Source organism: Rhodococcus sp. LMD, assembly GCF_056108245.1.
This window is the reverse complement of sequence record NZ_CM148557.1, coordinates 193,841-213,089: the sequence shown is the minus strand read 5'-3', so window position 1 is coordinate 213,089 and position 19,249 is coordinate 193,841. Positions and strand designations below refer to the sequence as shown.

Sequence of the window (19,249 nt, the reverse complement as noted above, 5' to 3'; positions counted from 1 at the left end):
GGAGGTGGCATCACGCCCGCACACGATCGCTTCGACGACGAAGACGTCAACCGCCTGCGCGTGGCTCTCGGCCGCATCGCGCGCCGCGTCGACCGCCGCACCACCGGCGCGGGCGGGCTCACCCGCTCCCAGTTCTCGATCCTCGCCACCGTCGCCCGCCGCGAGACCGTCGGCGTGCGCGAACTCGCCGAGATCGAGGGCCTCAACCCCACCATGCTCTCGCGGATGCTCGGCAAGCTCGAGGACGCCGGGCTGCTCACCCGCTCCCCCGACCCCGACGACAAGCGCGTCGTCCGCGCCCACATCACCGAGGCCGGTGCCCGCACCTTCGCCGACCTGCGTCGCATGCGTACCGCGGTGTTCACCGAGCACCTCGCGGAACTGTCCTCCGATCGGCTCCACGCCCTGCACGACGCCCTCCCGGCGCTCGAAGCGCTCGCCGAGCAGATGTGCCGTCGCTCCGCGGAGGAGCGCCGATGACCGTCCTCACCGACCTGCGCGGACAGACCTTCGCCGCCTTCCGCGGCGCCAACTTCCGGCGCTACCTCAGCGGACAGGCGATCTCCCTGATCGGCACGTGGATGCAGACGGTCGCCCAGTCCTGGCTGGTGCTCGAACTCACCGGTTCCGGCACGGCCATCGGCCTCGTCCTGGCCCTGCAGACCGTGCCGATGCTGCTGCTCGGCCCCTACGGCGGCGTGGTCGCCGACCGCGTCGACAAGCGCCGGCTCATGATCGGCCTGCAGTCCGCGATGGGCGTGCAGGCCCTCGTCCTGGGCCTGCTCACCGTCACCGGCGCCGTCCAGCTGTGGCACGTCTACGTCCTCGCCGTCGTCCTCGGCCTCAACCAGTGCTTCGAGAATCCCGCCCGGCAGTCGTTCATGCTCGAGCTCGTCGGGCCGGAGGACCTGCGCAACGCCGTGAGCCTGCAATCGGTGCTGGCGTCCGTCGCGCGCCTGATCGGCCCGGCCGTCGCGGGACTGATCATCGCCGTCGGCGGTCTCGGGGTGTGCTTCCTGCTCAACGCACTCAGCTTCGTCGCCGTCGTCGCCTCCCTCGCGAGCCTGGACCTGTCCCTGCTGCGCCCGTCGCCACCCGCCGCCCGTGCCCGCGGGCAGCTCCGCGAGGGGTTCGCGCACGTGCGGCAGACCCCGGCCCTCGCGGTTCCGTTGCTGACGATGGCACTGGTGGGCTGCCTGGCCTACGAGTTCCAGGTGGTGCTGCCCGTGGTCGCCCGACAGACCTTCGGCGCCGGCGCCGAGACCTACGGCTTCCTCACCGCCGCGATGGGCGCGGGTGCCGTCGTCGGCGGTCTCGCCGTGGCGACCTGGGGTCGCACCGGCACCACCGCCGTGGTGGTCACCTCCGCGGTGTTCGGTGTGGTGCTGCTCGCGGCCGCGGCGGCGCCCACGCTCGAACTCATGCTCGCCGCGATGGTGCTGGTCGGCGTCCTGAGCGTCGCGTTCACCGCCACCACCAACAGCTCCCTGCAGCTCGCCGCGGCCCCCGGCATGCGCGGGCGGGTGATGGCGCTGTTCGCCGTGGCCTTCCTCGGCTCCACCGCCGTCGGCGGCCCGATCGCGGGGTGGGTCAGCGAGCAGTGGGGTGGCCGGGCCGGGCTGCTGCTCGGTGCCGCGGCGTGCCTCGTCGCGGCCGGTATCGGCGCGACGCGACTCGGACGCGGCGACCCGCGGTAGGTTCCCGCTCTCCGCGCCGGCGAGAGCGGAACGGGGATCCACCGGCGCGGACCGACACCGTGAACGTCCCTCGTGCAGGACGGAGCCGGCCGGCGTGCGGCGACGGGATGCGGCGACGACCGAACTGGTCGCACACCGTTGGCCACCGTGGTCCGCCGGCTGACCCCCGAGGGGCACAGACGCTCCCGGCACACCCGCCCGGACCGTCAGCCCACGCGAATACCCGCGTCGGCGAGGAACTCGCGGGCACGACCCAGTCGGCGGTCGGCGGCGAAGGCGTCCCAGGGGCCGGCAAGACCCTCGTGGTGGACGAGGTCACGGAAGCGACGAAAGGCGCCCTTGCCCTCGATCGCCCGCTGCAGCCGCTCCCGCAGCGCGACATCCTGCTGCCGCTCGGCGAAGGCCGCCATGTCGCGCCAACCGTCCCGCGCGCCGGTGCGGTCGAACCGAAGCCACCGGTCGGGCTCGGTCTCGACGTCGACGGCGACGTCTTCCCCGACCATCATCGGGTCGGTACTGCTCTCGTCGTACACCTCCCCGGTGCGCAGATCGATGTACCCACCGGTCGATACGCCCGGATCGCCTTCCAGCGCGGCACTGAGCATCTCGAGGTCGACAGGTAGCACCCGGCCGGTCAGCGACTCGCCGTGCAGACACGCGAGCAGGTCCTCGGCCAGCACCTCGTCACCGGGGCCGCCGCGCCGAGTCAGCCGGTCGATCACCGACAGTGCCACCGGCTCGGCTTCCCGACGCCGCTGCTGCAGGGCCGTCGGTATGCCGGCCCCCACCTGCTGCAGCAAATCGTCGACCTCGTGTCCCCGCACCGCAGCGAGGAAGCGGGGTGCATCTGCAGTCGCCACAGCCGCGCGCAGCTCGGACGGGTCGACCACCTGCTCTCGTGCGGGCCAGGCGTGCACCAGCATGGGATGCGGACGACTCGGTCTGCGCGGCGCTCGGCTCTGCCCGTCGTCGTCGGCCCACCGGCGCCCGTACTGGTCCGGGATGTCGCCCCACCCCCAGTACGGCAGGGGCTTTGTCGGCGCGGTTCCCAGCACTTCCACGGGGTCGACTTTCTCCTTCCCGATCACGCACCGGTGCGTCCAGTCGTCGCCCAGGTCGAAGGTGAACTGGAATTCCGCTCCAGGCTCCAGCAGCCGAGCGACCTCGGACGACTCGATGTCCACCGGCTCCGTGACGGGCCCACCGATCGACCCGGCGATCTCGGCGCCGGTCTGCGCGTCGGTGACCACTCGTCCGCCGGGCAGGATGAACATCGACAGGTGGGAGCGGTCCCATCGAGCGAAGGCATCGTTGATGGCACTGGCCAGGTCCTCGAAGGTGTGCGACGGTCCGACCGCGAAGACGCGGCCGGGCCACGGCCACAGCTGCTCGCCGCGCCCACCGAGCAGCTCCACCGTCACCGACAACCACGTCCGTGCCATCCCCCGAGGATGGCATGCGGTCCGCCGCCGCACCGGACGGAGCTAGCGCGCGCTAAGGTGCCACCGTCGACAAGGCGCACGCCGAACGGTGGCGCCACGAAAGGAGCACGGCAGTGGAAATTCAGGGAACCGCCGCACTGGTCACCGGCGCGGCGTCCGGTCTCGGCGCAGCCACCGCCCAGCGTCTCGCCGACGCCGGCGCGACCGTCTTCGGTCTCGACCTCGCCCAGTCCATCGAACGCGTCGGCGACAAGGCGCCCGCCGGCGTCACCCTCATCGCCACCGACGTGACCAGCGCCGACGACGTGCAGGCCGCCGTCGACCAGATCGTCGCCTCGGGCGTGCCGTTGCGCATCGTCGTCAACTGCGCCGGCGTCGGCTGGGCCGGCCGGGTCCTGTCGAAGAACGGCCCGCACGACCTCGACCTGTTCCGCACCGTCATCACCGTCAACCTGCTCGGCACGTTCAACGTGCTGCGCCTGGCCGCCGACGCGATGGCCAAGACCGAGCCCGTCGACGAGTACGGCCAGCGCGGCGTCATCGTCAACACCGCCTCCGTCGCCGCGTTCGAGGGCCAGATCGGCCAGATCGCCTACTCCGCCTCCAAGGGCGGCGTCCACGGCATGACCGTCCCCGCGGCCCGCGACCTGGCCCAGTACGGCATCCGGGTCAACACCATCGCCCCCGGCATCGTCGACACCCCGATGCTCGCCGGCGTCACCGAGGAGTACCGCAAGGGCCTCGAGGCGGGCGTGCCCTTCCCGTCCCGCCTCGCCCAGCCGGCCGAGTACGCCCAGCTCGTGCAGATGATCGCGGAGCACGACTACCTCAACGGCGAGACCATCCGCATGGACGGCGCGCTGCGCATGGCGCCGCGATAGGCCGCTCCGCGGCCGGTGTGTCCTTTGGGTTGCCAGGGCCGCCCAAAGGGCACACCATCCAACTCATGCGCCTGCTATGGGTCGTGGTCGCGGTCGTCGCGGTGCTCGCGTCGGCGCTGTGGTTCGGGCAGCGCCGGCTGATCTACCTGCCCGACCGGGCCCCGCCCCCGCCGGCGCAGTCGCTGCTCCCCGGTGCCCGCGACGTGCGGCTGACGACCTCCGACGGGCTCGAACTCGGCGCCTGGTTCGTCCCGGCCCGCGACGCCGCACGCGGCTTCACGGTGCTGCTCGCCTCGGGCAACGGCGGCAGCCGCGTCGACCGCGCCCCGCTGGCGACGGCACTCGCGGAGGCCGGTTTCGCCACCCTGCTCTTCGACTACCGCGGCTACGGCGGCAACCCCGGCCGCCCGAGCGAGGACGGCCTCGCCCGCGACGTGCGCGCCGCCCGGCAGTACCTCCTCGACCGCGAGAACGTCGCTCCGGACCGGCTGCTCTACCTCGGGGAGAGCCTGGGCACCGGCGTGGTGACCGGCCTCGCCGCCGAGCATCCGCCCGCCGGCATGCTGCTGCGCTCACCGTTCGTCGATCTGCCCACAGTCGGCCGGCACCACTACCCGCTGCTGCCCACCGGGCTGATGTGGGACCGCTTCCCGATCGCCGAGACCGTCGCGCGGCTCGACGTGCCGATCACCGTCGTCTACGGGACGGCGGACACGATCGTCCCGCCCGGCCAGAGCGAGGCCGTGGCCGCCGCCGCCCGCCGGCTCGTCGAGAAGGTGGCCCTGCCGGGCGCCGAGCACAACGATCCCGTGATGTTCGGGCCGCCGGTGGTCGACGCCCTGATCCGGCTCGCCGAGGCGGTGCCACCCCCGCAGCAGTGACCCGGTGCCGCCCCGCAGCAGTGACCCGGTGCCGCCCCGCAGCAGTGACCCGGTGCCGCCCCGCAGCAGTGACCCGGTGCCGCCCCGCAGCAGTGACCTACAGGTCCGAGATGTGCGGGATCTCGTGCACCGCACGCTCGCTCATCCACTCACGGAGCACCTTCGTGGCGATCACGTCGTCCTCGTTGTACTCGAGCAGCCGGCGTCGCTGCTGCGGGTCCGGGTCCCCGTCGTAGCCGACTGCCTCGCGGTACCAGCTCATCGACGCCTCGCCGCCGGCCTCCTCGTCGCGCCAGCGGTGACCCGCGATCGGTGCGATCTTCTTGAGGCCCTTGCCGTTCGGGCACACGAACTGGTCGGTGACGACCTGGTAGATGTCCACCCACTGCGGCGAGTCGATGAACTCGCGCACCTCGGCCTCGCTCGGCACCCCCGGGAACCCGGCGAACCGCCGAGCCGAACCGAGTAGCCACTTGTCCTCCGCGGTACGTGAATAACAATAGGCCGCAAAGGTTTTCCCGCTCGCCGCAGCGGCGGCCCGCTCCGCGGACAGCCACGTCCAGAACTCGGCGAACGAGCGCGCCTCGTCGTCGGTCGGTACCGGATCCCAGCTGACGAACGCCCGGTACGCGGAGATCCCGTCGACGTTGAGCAGCGTGCCCCACAGGTACGCACCGTGCTCGTGGTAGCTCTCCATGTCGATGTCGATCTCGATGTCCGCCCGGCGCACGTGCACGTGGTCGTGCCGTCGCACCAGCGGCGCACCCGCCAGCCACGCCTTGGCCACCACGACGGTGTCCTCGAACGAACCCTGCGGCCAGACCTCGGGCGGGTCCCCCTCCCAGCGCGCCAGCTCGTCGATCGTGTGCACACCCAGCTCGCGCAGCACCGTCGCGCGTTGCCCCGGGGCAACCAGCGACACGTCGTGCGTCGCACTCAGCTGCTCGCGGCACCGCGGCCACCACGGGCAGGTCTTGCACTCCCCGATCTGCGACGGCTCCGTCGGGGTCTCGCCCCGCGCGATCGCGAGCCGGTCGGCGAGCCGGGCGTCGTAGTCCTCGAGGATTGCGCCGAGGTCGTGCACGAGGATGCAGTCCCCGCCGTACCCGATGGCGCCGCCGACCTGTGCCGGGCTGGCCAGGCCGTGACGCTCGAGCATCCGGTACAGGTGAGCCACCCGCATCTGGTCGCGCACCTGACCGCGCACCTTGCGGGTCTCGTCGACCGCCGGTTCCCACACGAACAGCCCCGAGGTCGTCGCACCGCGGCCCGGGTCGGTGACCTTGTGATTGACCACGATCACCGGGATGTAGCCGCCGCGCTCGACGTCGCGCAGCAGGATCTCGGCCCGGCCCCGCCGACCGGTGTCGGGCTCCGCCGGCAGGACCGCCCCCCAGATCCGGTCCGCGCCGCGACGGCACGCGTCGAGGGTGGCGTCGGCGCGCCGCGACGCCGGGCCCTCGGGGTCGATCCGCACCCATCCACCGGGGTGGGCGTCGAACAGCCGCTGCCGCACGGCCTCGCGGTGAGTGGCCGCCGCCTCCTGCCGCTGCTTCGCTCCCGGATGCTCCGGGGCCGCGCTCAACTCGTCCGGAAAGGCCGCGTCCAGATGGACCCGGTGCCGGCACCGGGTCAGCGCGCTCGCCTCGATCAGGGCCGGCGAGGTCCGCCTCTCGCTGGATACGTTCACACTGAAGAACAGTATTCGTCCACCTAGGGTCAACCGGAAACGACCGTCACGGATAGGCTGATCGTGGCGCCGTGGGTGCCGTACACCGAATGGAGGGTCCTGTTCGATGGCGTTGTTCAGCAGGCGGAAGCGCCGCGCCACCCGCAAGGCGGAGGCGAAGGCTCTCAAGCACAAGGCGAAGCTCGAGGCCAAACTCAACGCGAAGAACCAGCGCCGGCGCGACCGCCGCCTGGCGAAGGCCGAGATCAAGGCGGCCAAGGCGCAGGTCAAGGCGGACAAGGCGCTGATCGCCGCGCAGTCCCGGGTCGAGAAGCAGCAGATCGCCACGCTCAAGGCCCAGGAGAAGGCGGCCGCGCAGAAGGGCTTCACCGCGGCGAAGGTCCGGCGCTACCTGGCCGTCGTGCGACTGCTCGCACCGGTACTCGTGCCGCTGGTGTACCAGGGGGTGACCGCGCTGCGCGGCCAGCTCGACGCCGCGCGCGCCCAGCGCATGGGCGTCGCCGTCGACCAGCTCGGCGAGTACACCGGTCACGGCGCGCACCTGAGCGCCCGCATCGCCGGGGCCGAGAAGTCGCTCGCCGAGATCCTCGAGCGCCATCCCAAGGACCCCGAAACCCAGAAGTTCGCCGACGCCATCCGGGGCCGCCTCAGCGACCTGACGGCGGCGGTGCACGCGGCCGAGCAGATGCCGGCGCCGCGCCGCAAGGCCGCACATGCCGGTATCTCGCGGGAACTGGACGGCATCGAGGCCGACCTACTGGCCCGGCTCGGCGTGCGCTAGCGACGACCACCGTGGCACCCGGCTCGCCCCTGCGCGGCACCGCCGCGGGAGCGCTGACCGCCGCCCTGGCGGTCGCCGCCCACGGCAGTGCGGGCGGCGGCGTGCCCGGCAACGCCGAGGTGACGCTGCTCGTCGCCGTCGCGGCCGGGGTCGGGCTCATCGCGGCCCACCTGCGCGCGGTGCCCACCATCGTGGTGCTCGCGGGCGGGCAGGCCGCGACGCACCTGGTGCTCGCCGCGGTGACGACGGGTCACCTGCACACGTCGGTGCCGATGCTCGCCGCGCACACCGTCGCGGTCGTCGCGTGCGCGGCCCTGCTCGAGGCGGCGCAACGCCTGTGCGGGCCGCTGACCCGGGCGGTGCGGGCCGCGTGGCTCACCGCGCCCCCTCGCGTCGAGGCGGTTCGGACGCTGCTGCCGCCCGCGACGGTGCGGCCGGTCGCGGCGGCGCGGGCGGCACCGGGCATCTCCCGGCGGGGGCCGCCCGTCGCGGCATGACCGCGACCGACCCCCTCGAAGAGAGAAATCCATGAACATCCCGAACACCGTCGCCGCGCGCCGGCGACAGACCCCCCTCGTCCTCGCCCAGCTCGCTGGGCTCCTCGGCGCGGTCGCGGCAGCGTTGCTGTTCGCTGCCGGGCCGGCGGCCGCGCACTCGGTCGTCATCGCCAGCACACCCGCGCCGGGCGAGCAGATCGCCCAGGGTCCCGAGCGCGTGAGCCTGACCTTCAACGAGGCCCTGCAGGAATCCTTCGCCGCCCTGACCGTCGTGGGTCCGGACGGCAACCTGTGGTCCAAGGGCGATCCCCTCGTCGAGGACGCCACGGTGTCCGTGGCGGTCGGTGATCTCGGACCGGCCGGCGAGTACACCATCGCCTACCGGGTGACGTCCGCGGACGGGCATCCCGTCACCGGCACCCAGGTCTTCACCCTCACGCAGGACGGTCCGGGCGCTCCCGGTGCGGCGGCCGCCGCCGGTGCCGCGGCGCCCGCGTCCGACAGCGACGAGGACAGCGGCCCGGCCGTGTGGATCTTCGTCGTCGTGGGCGTCGTCGTCCTCGCCGGCGTGCTGTGGTTCGTGCTGCGCAAGCCGAAGAAGGCCTGACGCCGGTGGCCGGGCGTTGACGACGAGCGGTACCGGCACCGCCGCGCACCGCGCGTGGTTGCTCACCGCCGGCGCCGGCGCCACCGCGGGCGTCGCCGCCGGCTGGTTGTTGGCGAACCCGGCCGCGTCGAGCTGGGTCCGGGCGTTGTCGCTGTGTCTCGGTGCGACGGTTCTCGGCCTGGCCGCGCTCGGGGTCATGGTGCGCGACGAGCGGCGGCCCGGCGTCGCCCCGGCCGACCTCTGGCGCACGATCGCCGGGCTCGGTGGATTCTGGGTCCTGACGGAGGCCGTGCAGCTCGTGCTGCAGGCCGCGGACACGACGAACGTCCCCGTGTCGCGGCTCGGGCTGTCGCGCTTCGCGGAGTATCTCGGCAGCGCGGGCGCCGGCCGGATCGGGGTGGCCGCACTGGTGTGCGCGCTGGCGTGCACGGTCGTCGCGGCGCTCGCGTATCGCCGGTCGGCGACGTGGTCGACGGTGCCGGTCCTCGTCGCCGCGGCGCTGGCGGTCATCGCCCGGCCGGTCACCGGGCACATGTCGCAGCAGACCCTCGGATCGCTGCTCGACGCCGCGCACGCGCTCGCTGCGGCGCTGTGGTTCGGCACGCTCGTCGCGCTGGCCCTGACGGTCCGGTCCCGCGGCGCGTGGGCCCGGCTGCTCCCCCGCTACTCGGTGCTCGCGGTGCGATGCGTCGCCGTGCTCGCCGCGACGGGCGTCGTCGACGCGGCCGTTCGGCTCGGCTCGGTCGCGGCCCTGATCGACACCGGTTACGGGCGCATCGTGCTGGCCAAGGCCCTGACCCTGCTGGCGCTGCTGGCGCTGGCGTGGTGGTGGCGACGGACGTGGGTGCCGGCCGCGACCGCGCACCGGGTCACCGCGGAGGTGTCGCTGCGCAACGCGGTGCTCGAGGTCGCCGCGACGTCGGTCGCGTTCGGGCTCGCGGCGGCGCTGGCCACCAGCGCCTGAACCGCCCGCGAATCTTCGACGAGCTGGCCTCCGGGCGCTTCGACGTCATCGCCTCCGGCACCACCGTCACCGAATCGCGCCGGGAGCGGGCTGCGTTCTGCGCGCCGTATTTCGGGTCCGGGCAGTCCGTGGCGGTGGACACCGCCCGTCATCCCGCGGTGAGAGGGGTGGCGGACCTGGCAGGCCTGACCGTCGTGGTGCAGCAGGGCAACACCAGCGAGCCGGTGGTGAAACGCCTTCTCGCCGAAGGCCGTATCGGCGGGATCCGGGTGTATGCGTACCACGAGATCGACCGTGCCCGGGACGAGCTGTCGACCGGCGGCTGCGACGCCTTCATGAAACTCGGTCCCGTGCTGAGGTGGCTCACGCGCGTCCGCCCCCACGTCGACGTCGTCGAGTACGACATCACCCGCGAGGAGATCGCGCTCGCGGTGCGCCTCGGCGACGACGTGCTGCGCGGTGAACTCGAGGATGCGCAGCGTGCGCTCGCGCAGGACGGCACGCTCGGTGCGCTGGTCTCACGCCGGCTCGCCCCGGGCGACGGCACGTCTCTCGGCACGCGATGACGCCGGGTGGCCGGCGAGCAGGACGACCGCCAGCACCGCGATCCACAGCACGAACGCACCGAACATCACCCGTTCGACCGCGCCCATGCCGGGGGTGGGTTCGGCGGCGGCGACGGCCGGGACGTACCGGCCCGTCCACGCGCCGAACACGAGGATCGTCGCGACCGTGCCGGCCGAGTACACCCGGAACCAGGTGCCGAAGGCCGCGGCCGCGAATCCGATGAGCGCGCACCACAGCGACACCGTCACCACGCTGAGCGCCAGGTGCATGGTGTCGGCGAGCGGCATCGCTGCCCCGGCCTCGATGTCCTCGCGTCCCGTCATCGGGAACGGCAACCACAGCGGTCCCACGAATGCATAGGCCACCAGGAGAACTCCCGCGATGCGCAGGGGGCGGACGCCGCGGCCCGTGCGCCACACACCGATCCCGAAGGCGACGATCAGCGCGTCGTACACGAATCCCGCGACGGTCAGGGGCGCCCGGGTCGGCGCGCCGATCGACGTCAGCTCGCTGATCGCCTGATCGAAGCGGTTGTAGCCGTCGTAGAGGGCGGCCGCGAGTACCTCGTGCGCCCCCACGTACAGCAGAGACGACACGATCCCGCAGGCGAGCTGCACCGTCGATGCCGTGTCCGGACGTCGCGGACCGTCGCGCCGGAGCTGGGGTGTGTACGGATCAGGAGTGGACACCGTCGGCCTCCCGGGACGCCGACTCGGCGGTGCGGGCGCCCGCTGGGTCCAGCATGATCCGGCCGGGGAGGCGACGCCAGAGACCTTCGTCCCCGATCGTCCGCCGAGTGTGAGCTGTCCGTCTGCCCGTATGCCATGCCACGGCCGGTGCCGCGTGCCACGCTGACGCACCGGGCCACGGACGCGCCGAGGCGGAAGGAGCGACGGTGTATCGGAAGATCGAACTGCGGGGTCGGCACGGCTTCGAGGCGATGGCCCCCGATGCCGGGAACCGCACCGAGCTGTCCGTCCCCGACGTGACGCAGTTCCGGTTCCGGATGGAGATCTGCGACGTCGGGGCGCTCACCGTCGGCCGGGTGCAGATGTCACCGCATCGTGCTCTGCCCGGCCTCGTCGAGGACGGCGAGGTCGCCAACCTGTGTCTGATGCTGTCCGGCAAGCAGGTGGTCGACGACGGGACGACCCGCGTGCACATCGAGGTCGGCCGGATCGTCCTGCAGGTCGGGTGGAACCGATACGAGGCCGTGGATGCGGACGGGTCGGACCTTCTCCTCGTGCGCATCCCCCGGCACCGGCTCGAAGAACGCGGACTCGATCTCGAGGAGACGTCCGTGACGTTCGGGCCGGCAAAGCCCACCATGTCGGTGCACGCGCTCAATGCGGTGGGGATGACCATGCTTCGTGAACGCGGTCGCCACAACACGACCGCGGCCCCCCGCAGCGTGGAGAACGCCCTGATCGAGCTCGTCGTGGGTCTGCACCACGAGTCGCTCGGGTACGGCGCCGATTCGGGTGAGCTGCGTGGCAGCGTCTACGCCCGCGCCCTCACCCTGATCCGAGCCCATCACCACGACCCGACGCTGACCCCCACCGTGATCGCGGAACGCCTGCAGCTGTCGTTGCGAAGCCTGCAGCGCGCGTTCGCAGCCCACGACACCACGGTGGCGTTCCAGATCCGGCGGCTGCGCGCGCACCGCGCGGCGGCGCTTCTGCAGGAACCCGGCTATACCCGCACAACGGTCGCCGAGATCGCCGCGATCACCGGTTTCGCGTCCAGCGCCGAGCTGCGTCGCGCCCTGCGCACGGTGCGCGGGGTGAGTCCGGCGGAGCTGCGACCACGCTGAGCTCGACCACGCTGAGCTCGACCACGCTGAGCTCGACCACGCTGAGCGCGACCACGCTGGCTCGACCACGCTGAGCGCGATCGCCCACGGAATGGGCGTGGTGCATTTCGCGCCACCGCCGCACATTCCGCGTCGCCGTGTTCCAATGTGCGGCGAAGACGGTGTACCTGTTTACGTCCGGGTGTCCTTTCCGTCCGTTTCCCGGGCACCTCCGAACCTGAAGGGCGTGTGTGATGCTGGATTCGTTGTGGGACCTGTTGTGGTACACGCTGGTCGTCTTCGCGTTCGTCGCGTACCTGCTGATCCTGTTCCAGGTGCTGACGGACCTGTTCCGTGATCGCTCCACGTCCGCCGTGGTCAAGGTCGTGTGGATCATCTTCCTGATCGTCCTGCCGTACCTGACCGCCTTCGTCTACCTGCTGGTGCGGGGCCGCGGCATGGCCGAGCGGTCCGCCGCCGCCCACGACGCGGCCCAGCACGCCGCCGACGACTACATCCGCAAGGTGGCCGGACGATCCCCCGCCGCCGAGATCGCCGAGGCCCAGGCCCTGCTCGAGGCCGGGACGATCACCGGCGACGAGTTCGACCGGCTCAAGGCCAAGGCCCTGCGCTGACCGCCGCGGCCGAACTCGAGCACGAGCGGGCGGGCGCGCCGCGCGCTCGGCTGCGCAGCTACGGGCGCCGGTTCCACCCGGTCGGCCTGGGGCTGGCGCTGCTGTTCTTCGTGGGGTCGATGACGCCGTCGCTGCTGCCGCGCGTGTGGTACCTGCAGGCGGTCGCGACGGGAATCAGCGTCGCCATCGGCTACGGGGTGGGCTGCCTGATCGCCTGGGTGGTCCGGCGCTGCGGCGTCGAGCCGCACTGGTCCGAGCGGACCCGGCGGATCGGCTGGTGGGTGCTCGCCGGCGCGGCGCTGGTCCTGGCGCCGACCTTCCTGGTGCTCGGGTCGTGGTGGCAGCAGATCGTCCGCGATCTGGTGGGCGTGCCGCGAGCGCAGCGCGCCTTCTACCTGCTGGTGCTGCTGATCGCGCTGGCCGTCGCGTTGCTGCTGCTCGCGGCGGCCCGCGCCGTGCGCCGGGGCACCGACCGGTTGACCCGCTTCGCCGGCCGGTTCGTGCCCGGGCCCGTCGCCCGCGTGGCCGCGGTGCTCGTCGTCGTGGTGCTGGCGGTGTTCGTGCTCGACGGCGCCGTCGACCGGGTCCTGCTCGGCGTCGCGGAGCGGTCGGCGGCCGTCGCCGACACGGGCACCGCCGAGGGCGTCACCCAGCCCCAGCTGACGGAACGGTCCGGGTCGCCGGCGTCGAACGAGCCGTGGGACAGCCTCGGCCGGGAGGGCCGCACCTTCGTCGCGGGCGGCCCGGCCGCCGAGCAGATCGAAGCCGTCACCGGCGCGCCCGCGCGCACCCCGATCCGGGTGTACGCCGGCCGCGAATCCGCGGACTCCGTCGAGGGGATCGCCGAGCGGGTCGTCGCCGAACTCGAACGCACGAACGCGTTCGACCGCCGGGTGCTGGCGGTGGTGACCACCACCGGCCGCGGCTGGGTGAACGCGAACGTCGCGGGGGCATTCGAGTACGTCAACGGCGGGGACTCGGCGATCGCCGCCATGCAGTACTCGTTCCTGCCCAGCGCGCTGTCGTTCGTCGCGGACCGCGACACCCCGCAGCAGGCCGGGCGGGCGCTGTTCGAGGCGGTGTACCGGCAGTGGTCGGCCCGGCCCGAGGGGCAGCGTCCGAAGCTGGTGGTGTTCGGCGAGAGCCTCGGCTCGTACGGCGGGCAGGCGGCGTTCGCGTCGGGACAGGACATCGTGGCGCGCACCGACGGGGCGCTGCTGGTGGGCACCCCCAACTTCGCGCAGCCGTGGGGCCGGATCACCGCGGACCGCGACCCCGGTTCCCTCGAGCGGCTGCCCGTGGTGGACGACGGCCGCAACATCCGGTTCGCGTCCCGGCCCGGCGACGCGGACCTGCCGGGGCCGTGGGAGTTCCCCCGCGTGGTGTTCTGGCAGCACGCGAGCGATCCGATCACCTGGTGGTCGTTCCGGCTGCTGCTGCAGCGGCCGGACTGGCTGCGCGAACCGCTCGGCCCGGATGTGGACCCCGGGATGCGCTGGCTGCCGTTCGTCACGTTCTGGCAGGTCACGCTGGACATGGTGTTCTCCGCGGACGTGCCGTCCGGGTTCGGGCACGCCTACGGTCCCGAGGCTGCCGAGCTGTGGGCGGACATCCTGGCCCCCGCGGGCTGGGACGGGGCCGCGACCCGGCGGGTGCAGGACGCCCTCGCCGGGACGGACCCCGACGACTGAACCATGGACGACTGAACCACGGACGACTGAACCACGGACCGGCGCTGCGGCAGGATGCCTACAGCACGCCGGCGGCCACCCTCAGGTCGGCGACCAGCCCGGCGAGCGCCTCCTCCCGCTGCGCGCTCGGTCCGCGCAGGATCGCCGACGGGTGGATCGTGGCGACGACGGCCGGATCCGACGGGACCCGCACGTCCGGGTGCAGGATCTCCCCGCGGTGGGCGGTCACCCGGAACGACGGCCCGAGCAGCGACTGGGCCGCGGTGGCGCCGAGGCACACGAGCACGTCGGGTCGCACGGCCTGCAGCTCGGCGACCAGCCAGGGCCGGCACGCGACGATCTCGCCGCGCGCCGGTTTCTTGTGGATGCGGCGCCCGCCGGCCGCGGCCCGCTCGAACTTGAAGTGCTTGACCGCGTTGGTCACGTACACCTCGCCGCGGTCGATGCCCGCCTCCTCGAGCGCCCGGTCGAGCAGCCGCCCGGCGGGGCCGACGAACGGCTCCCCCGCGCGGTCCTCCTGATCGCCGGGCTGCTCGCCGACGAGCACGAGCCGGGCGCTCGCCGGTCCGGCGCCGAACACGGTGCGTTCGGCGTTCCGGTACAGCTCGCACCCGCGGCAGCCGCCCGCCGCGGCGGCGAGCTCGGCCAGGTCGGTGCTGTCCGGCACGAACTCCTCGGCTCCCGGTTGCCTGCTCACCGCCACCTCCCTCACGTCGGTGCCGGACGGGTACCCAGCCCGGCTCAGGACATGCGCAGCCGCGACACCCAGGCCCGAGTGTCGCCGGGATCGATGACGTCGTCGAGCTCGAAGATCGTCGCGGCCTGCAACGCCTTGCCGTGCTGGTAGGCGGCGGCGACGAGCTGCGCGAACAGTTCGTCGCGCGCGACCTGATCGGGTGCGGCCTCGAGTTCCTTGCGGAAGCCGAGCCGCACCGCGCCCTCGAGTCCCATGCCGCCGATCTCGCCGGTGGGCCATGCCACCGTGAACTCGGGGGCGTGGAAGGAGCCGCCGGCCATCGCCATGGCGCCGAGACCGTAGCCCTTGCGCAGGATGATCGTGCCGAACGGGACGGTCAGGCGCGCACCGGCGACGAACAGCCGGCCGAACCGGCGGACCGTGGCCTCCTTCTCCGACTCGGGCCCGACCATGAATCCCGGTGTGTCGCAGAGGCTCACGACGGGCAGGCGGTGCGCCTGGCACAGTTCGAGGAAGTCGGCGGCCTTGTCGGCGGCCTCGGCGTCGATCGCGCCGCCGAGGTGGTGGCTGCTGTTGGCGAGCACCCCGTACGCCGCGCCCTCGACGCGGATCAGGGCGGTGACGATGCCGACGCCGTAGTCGCCGCGCAGTTCGAGCACGGAGCCGACGTCGGCGATTGCGTCGATCGCGGCGCGCACGTCGTAGGCGCGCAACCGGTTCTCCGGAACCGCGTGCCGCGCGAGCCGCGGATCGGGGGCCTGCCAGTCGTCCGCCGCGGTGGTGAAGTAGCCGAGGTACTGCCGGGCCAGTTCGACGGCGTGCGCCTCGTCGCGCGCGGCGAGGTGTACGACGCCGTTGCGGCGCTGCACGTCGACCGGGCCGATGTCCTCGGGCCGGAAGACGCCGAGGCCGCCCCCTTCGATCATCGCGGGCCCGCCCATGCCGATGTTGGCCTCGGGGGTGGCGATCAGCACGTCGCACACGCCGGCGAGGGCGGCGTTGCCGGCGAAGCACCGACCGGAGACCACCGCGATCGTCGGCACGCGCCCGCGCAGGGCGGCCATCGCCCGGAACGTCGACAGTTCCAGGCCCTGGCCGGGTCCGGCGTCGACGTCGCCGGGGCGTCCGCCGCCGCCCTCGGCGAACAGCACGAGCGGCACCTCGCGTCGTGCGGCGAGTTCGAGCAGCCGGTCGGTCTTGGCGTGGTTGCGCATGCCCTGCGTGCCGGCGAGGACGGTGTAGTCGTAGGAGAGCACCACCGATTCGGCGCCGTCGATGCGGGCGAGACCGCCGACGAGGCCGTCGGCGGGGGTGTTGGCGATCAGGTCCTCTTCGCTGCGCCGGCTGCGCTGCGCGGCGAGCACGAGCGGCCCGTACTCGACGAAGGTGCCGTCGTCGACGAGGTCGGCGATGTTCTCCCGCGCGGTGCGGCGGCCGACCCGGTGCCGTTTGGCCACGGCGTCGGGGCGGGCGGCGTCGAGGGTGCGCTCGTGCCGGTCCCGGATCTCGGCGAGGTCGTCGCGTACGGCGTCGAGGTCCCGCGCGTCCCCGTCGCCGGTGGCCGCGTCGCCGGACCCGGCGCGCACCACAGCGAGCACCTCCCCCGGTTGCACGGTCTGTCCGGGCCGCACCAGCAGCCGCACCACGGTGGCGGGTCCGGACGCGGACACCACGTGCTGCATCTTCATCGCCTCGAGCACGACGACGGGGGCGCCCGCGGTGAGCGCGTCGCCGTCGGCGGCGGTCTCGACGACGGTGCCGACCATGTCGGCACGCACCGCCTCCTCCCCGGCGTGCAGTTCCGGTGCGACGACGGGTGCGTCGTCGGGGCCGGCGACGGCGAGGTCGGCGATCCGCTCGTCCAGCCACGACGTGTGCACGTCGCAGGCGGCGAAGTCCTTGTCGCGCAGAATGTTCTGCAGGAAATCGGTGTTGGTGGCGACCCCGGCGACGAGCAGGTCCCCGAGTGCGGCGTCCGTCTTGCGCAGCGCCGCGGCGAAGTCGTCGATGCGGGTGTGGGTGATCACCTTGGCCAGCAACGAGTCGTAGCGCGGGCTGGTCGTCAGCCCGGGACGGCCGTAGGTGTCGACGCGGATGCCCGGGCCGGTGGGCGGGGTGAACGCGGTGAGCGTGCCGGACGCGGGTACGGCCCGCCCGTCCGGGCGCATGGTCTCGGTGTTGACGCGGGCCTGGACGGCAATGCCCTGTGCGGCGGCGGGCTCGCCGCGCACCCCGGCGCCGTCGGCGGTGACGCCGCCGGGCAGGCCGAGTTCGCCGAACCGGGCACCGCGGGCGATCGCCACCTGCGTCGCGACGAGGTCGATTCCGGTGACCTCCTCGGTCACCGTGTGCTCCACCTGAATTCGCGGGTTCACCTCGAGGAACACCGCCTGATCGCCGGCGACGAGGAACTCGACGGTGGCGAGGCCGCGGTACCCTACCGACGCGCAGAGCCGGGCCGCGGCCTCGTGCAGCGTGCGTCGCACGGTCGCGTCGAGCCGTTGCGCGGGAGCGACTTCCACCAGTTTCTGGTGGCGCCGCTGCACGCTGCAGTCCCGGTCGCCGAGCGCGAGGGCCCGCACCCCGCCCGCGTCGTAGGCCGCGGCGACGATCTGCACCTCGATGTGCCGGGCCCGGTCGCACAGGGCCTCGGCGAACAACGCGCCGTGCCCGAAACCGTTTTCCGCCTCCGTGGTACACGCGCGGAAGGCGTCGTCGAGGGTCGCTGCGTCGCGCACCACCCGCATGCCACGGCCGCCGCCGCCGGCGAGGGCCTTGAGGACGATGCCGCCGGGGTGGGCGGCGAGGAAGTCGCGGGCCGCGCCGACGGTGACGCCCCCGTCGGTGGCGGGCAGCACGGGCACCCGGGCGGCGACGGCGGCGCGGCGGGCGGCGGCCTTGTCGCCGAAGACCCGCAGCACCTGCGGGTCGGGTCCGACGAACGTCACCCCGGCCGCGGCGCAGGACTCGGCGAATTCGGCGTTCTCGCTGAGGAATCCGTATCCGGGGTGGACGAGGGTGCAGCCGGTCTCGGTGGCGGCGCGCAGCAGGGCGGCGCCGTCGAGGTAGGCGGCCGGCCCGGCGCCGGTCAGCGCGACGGCGCGGGTGGCGGCGGCGACGTGGGGACTGTCGGCGTCGTCCTCGGCATACACGGCGGCGGTGTCGATGCCGAGTTCGGTGGCGGAACGGACGACGCGCAGCGCGATCTCGCCGCGGTTGGCTACGAGCAGCATGGGTGTCGGGGGTCCTGTCGGTCGGGGCCGGTCAGCGGAAGCCGATGAGCCGTTCGGACATCGCGATCATGTCGTCGATGTAGGAGAGCTGTTCCTGTCTCGGGGCGTCGAGCAGGCGCACCGCGCCGACGCGCTGGGCGTCGACGAGGGTGCGCGCGATCCGTTCGGGATGCGCGCTGAGCGTGACGTCGCCGGTGGCGTCGATACGCTCGACGAAGCGGACGTAGCGCCCGACGAGCCGCTCGCGCACGCTCTCCCATTCCGTGCCCACCTCGTCGTCGAGGCGGGCACGGTGCTCGATCAGCTCGAGGATGCGGCCGTTGACGTACATGGACTCGATGGAGGCCCGGGTCGTCGTGCGCAGCACCTCCCGCAGATCGTCCACCGTCGGCCCCTCCACGTGCTGGGCGTCGAGGAACTGCCGGCACACGAGGGTGGCGAGGGCGCGGAACACCTCCTCCTTGGACGAGAAGTACGCGTAGAAGGTGGCGCGGGAGACGGCAGCGCGTTCGGTGATCACCGCGACGGTGGTGCGCTCGTAGCCGAGTTCGCCGAAGCAGTCGCGGGCGGCGTCGAGCAGTTCCCGCCGGCGGGGTCCGTCGCTGTCGCGTCGCGCGGATCGGGCCCGTTCCTGGGCTGCGCTCGTGGTCACCCGCACAGCATGCGTCGACGTTGACGTCAATGTCAACGGACGTGGGGCGCCCGGCGACCGGGACCCGAGCCGGGGCACGACGCGACCCGGCAGGTATTGCGCAACATCGGCGTGCCCGAAATAGGCGGCGTATCAACGACATCCGTTGTCCGAGCACCCTGTTCGGAGGCACGGTGCGGCACTAGCATGGTGGGCAGCCCTCAGTGGACACCCCCCTTTCGGGAAGGTTCGATCATGACCACGATGGAAATGCCGCACGTCACCGAGTGCAGCGTCAGCACCTGCTCCTACAACCACGACGGCTGCCACGCCTACGCCATCAACGTCGCCGGCCACAACGGCAGCGCCGACTGCGAGACGTTCATCCCGCTGTCGACGAAGGGCGGCCTGGACACCGTCACCAGCATGGTCGGCGCCTGCCAGCGCGCGGACTGCATGCACAACCAGGATCTCGAGTGCACCGCGAGCGAGATCCGGGTCGGCGGCAGCGGCAGCGGCGAGCACGCCGCCAACTGCCTGACCTACCAGGCCCGGTAACGGAT

The 19,249-nt window shown here is 72.8% G+C and carries 18 protein-coding genes and 1 pseudogene; 13 read left to right on the top strand and 6 right to left on the bottom strand.

Annotated elements, in window-relative coordinates; all coding sequences use genetic code 11:
• The first annotated feature begins 60 nt into the window (after positions 1–60).
• Together ACWPQI_RS00945 and ACWPQI_RS00940 are read left to right on the top strand one after the other, a co-directional pair.
• Entirely contained in the window at positions 61–480 is a 420-nt protein-coding gene (locus tag ACWPQI_RS00945) for a MarR family winged helix-turn-helix transcriptional regulator (RefSeq protein WP_010595964.1), read from the top strand.
• Positions 477–1,697, top strand: a complete 1,221-nt coding sequence (locus tag ACWPQI_RS00940; RefSeq protein ID WP_040271390.1) for an MFS transporter — start codon at positions 477–479, stop codon at positions 1,695–1,697. The genes ACWPQI_RS00945 and ACWPQI_RS00940 overlap by 4 nt, the downstream gene beginning before the upstream one ends.
• A gap of 206 nt (positions 1,698–1,903) precedes the next feature.
• Here ACWPQI_RS00940 and ACWPQI_RS00935 read toward each other — a convergent pair whose 3' ends face one another.
• Positions 1,904–3,139 carry a UPF0158 family protein gene (locus ACWPQI_RS00935; protein WP_017682043.1) on the bottom strand — a complete coding sequence of 412 codons (1,236 nt, stop codon included), beginning with the start codon at positions 3,137–3,139 and terminating at the stop codon, positions 1,904–1,906.
• A 113-nt stretch (positions 3,140–3,252) separates the two neighbouring features.
• On the opposite strand from ACWPQI_RS00935, the gene ACWPQI_RS00930 reads away from it, so the two are divergent.
• A complete protein-coding gene (locus ACWPQI_RS00930; protein WP_040271387.1) occupies positions 3,253–4,020 on the top strand; it encodes an SDR family NAD(P)-dependent oxidoreductase in 768 nt (255 codons plus the stop codon).
• Positions 4,021–4,085: 65 nt separating this feature from the next.
• Positions 4,086–4,901: an alpha/beta hydrolase gene (locus tag ACWPQI_RS00925; protein WP_010595960.1), complete on the top strand. Its 816-nt coding sequence runs from the start codon at positions 4,086–4,088 to the stop codon at positions 4,899–4,901.
• A 97-nt stretch (positions 4,902–4,998) separates the two neighbouring features.
• Here ACWPQI_RS00925 and ACWPQI_RS00920 read toward each other — a convergent pair whose 3' ends face one another.
• Entirely contained in the window at positions 4,999–6,591 is a 1,593-nt protein-coding gene (locus tag ACWPQI_RS00920) for a TM0106 family RecB-like putative nuclease (RefSeq protein ID WP_017682041.1), read from the bottom strand.
• 106 nt (positions 6,592–6,697) lie between these two features.
• On the opposite strand from ACWPQI_RS00920, the gene ACWPQI_RS00915 reads away from it, so the two are divergent.
• The 5 genes and pseudogenes from ACWPQI_RS00915 to ACWPQI_RS00895 all read left to right on the top strand — a co-directional run.
• Entirely contained in the window at positions 6,698–7,372 is a 675-nt protein-coding gene (locus ACWPQI_RS00915; RefSeq protein ID WP_017682040.1) for a DUF6474 family protein, read from the top strand.
• An 11-nt stretch (positions 7,373–7,383) separates the two neighbouring features.
• Positions 7,384–7,869: a hypothetical protein gene (locus ACWPQI_RS00910; protein WP_040272830.1), complete on the top strand. Its 486-nt coding sequence runs from the start codon at positions 7,384–7,386 to the stop codon at positions 7,867–7,869.
• Between the two features lie 31 nt (positions 7,870–7,900).
• A complete protein-coding gene (locus tag ACWPQI_RS00905; protein ID WP_048773848.1) occupies positions 7,901–8,476 on the top strand; it encodes a copper resistance CopC family protein in 576 nt (191 codons plus the stop codon).
• A 16-nt stretch (positions 8,477–8,492) separates the two neighbouring features.
• On the top strand, positions 8,493–9,440 hold the full coding sequence (locus ACWPQI_RS00900; RefSeq protein ID WP_040272827.1) for a CopD family protein: 948 nt from the start codon (positions 8,493–8,495) through the stop codon (positions 9,438–9,440).
• A gap of 11 nt (positions 9,441–9,451) precedes the next feature.
• A pseudogene (locus tag ACWPQI_RS00895) lies at positions 9,452–10,006 on the top strand (amino acid ABC transporter substrate-binding protein); the annotation flags it as partial.
• Here the strand turns inward: ACWPQI_RS00895 and ACWPQI_RS00890 are convergent.
• Positions 9,959–10,696, bottom strand: coding sequence for a DUF998 domain-containing protein (locus ACWPQI_RS00890; protein ID WP_474738602.1), 738 nt, complete (start codon positions 10,694–10,696; stop codon positions 9,959–9,961). The pseudogene ACWPQI_RS00895 and the gene ACWPQI_RS00890 sit on opposite strands and share 48 nt — an antisense overlap.
• 206 nt (positions 10,697–10,902) lie before the next feature.
• Between ACWPQI_RS00890 and ACWPQI_RS00885 the strand changes: the two genes are divergently transcribed.
• From ACWPQI_RS00885 to ACWPQI_RS00875, 3 genes are all read left to right on the top strand, one after another.
• Positions 10,903–11,820, top strand: a complete 918-nt coding sequence (locus ACWPQI_RS00885) for a helix-turn-helix domain-containing protein (protein ID WP_010595951.1) — start codon at positions 10,903–10,905, stop codon at positions 11,818–11,820.
• Between the two features lie 233 nt (positions 11,821–12,053).
• Positions 12,054–12,434: a PLDc N-terminal domain-containing protein gene (locus tag ACWPQI_RS00880; protein ID WP_017682033.1), complete on the top strand. Its 381-nt coding sequence runs from the start codon at positions 12,054–12,056 to the stop codon at positions 12,432–12,434.
• A gap of 119 nt (positions 12,435–12,553) precedes the next feature.
• A complete protein-coding gene (locus tag ACWPQI_RS00875; RefSeq protein ID WP_040272825.1) occupies positions 12,554–14,125 on the top strand; it encodes an alpha/beta hydrolase in 1,572 nt (523 codons plus the stop codon).
• A 58-nt stretch (positions 14,126–14,183) separates the two neighbouring features.
• Here ACWPQI_RS00875 and ACWPQI_RS00870 read toward each other — a convergent pair whose 3' ends face one another.
• The 3 genes from ACWPQI_RS00870 to ACWPQI_RS00860 are packed head-to-tail and all read right to left on the bottom strand — an operon-like array spanning position 14,184 to position 18,713.
• Complete coding sequence (locus ACWPQI_RS00870; RefSeq protein WP_096824247.1) at positions 14,184–14,822, bottom strand: UdgX family uracil-DNA binding protein; 639 nt, start codon at positions 14,820–14,822, stop codon at positions 14,184–14,186.
• A gap of 44 nt (positions 14,823–14,866) precedes the next feature.
• A complete protein-coding gene (locus ACWPQI_RS00865; protein ID WP_474738601.1) occupies positions 14,867–18,055 on the bottom strand; it encodes an acetyl-CoA carboxylase family protein in 3,189 nt (1,062 codons plus the stop codon).
• A gap of 31 nt (positions 18,056–18,086) precedes the next feature.
• The gene (locus tag ACWPQI_RS00860; RefSeq protein WP_119699284.1) at positions 18,087–18,713 is read right to left on the bottom strand and encodes a TetR/AcrR family transcriptional regulator; all 627 of its coding nucleotides are present in this window, start codon (positions 18,711–18,713) and stop codon (positions 18,087–18,089) included.
• Positions 18,714–18,941: 228 nt separating this feature from the next.
• Between ACWPQI_RS00860 and ACWPQI_RS00855 the strand changes: the two genes are divergently transcribed.
• The gene (locus ACWPQI_RS00855) at positions 18,942–19,244 is read left to right on the top strand and encodes a DUF1540 domain-containing protein (RefSeq protein WP_010595945.1); all 303 of its coding nucleotides are present in this window, start codon (positions 18,942–18,944) and stop codon (positions 19,242–19,244) included.
• The last annotated feature ends 5 nt before the right edge of the window (positions 19,245–19,249 follow it).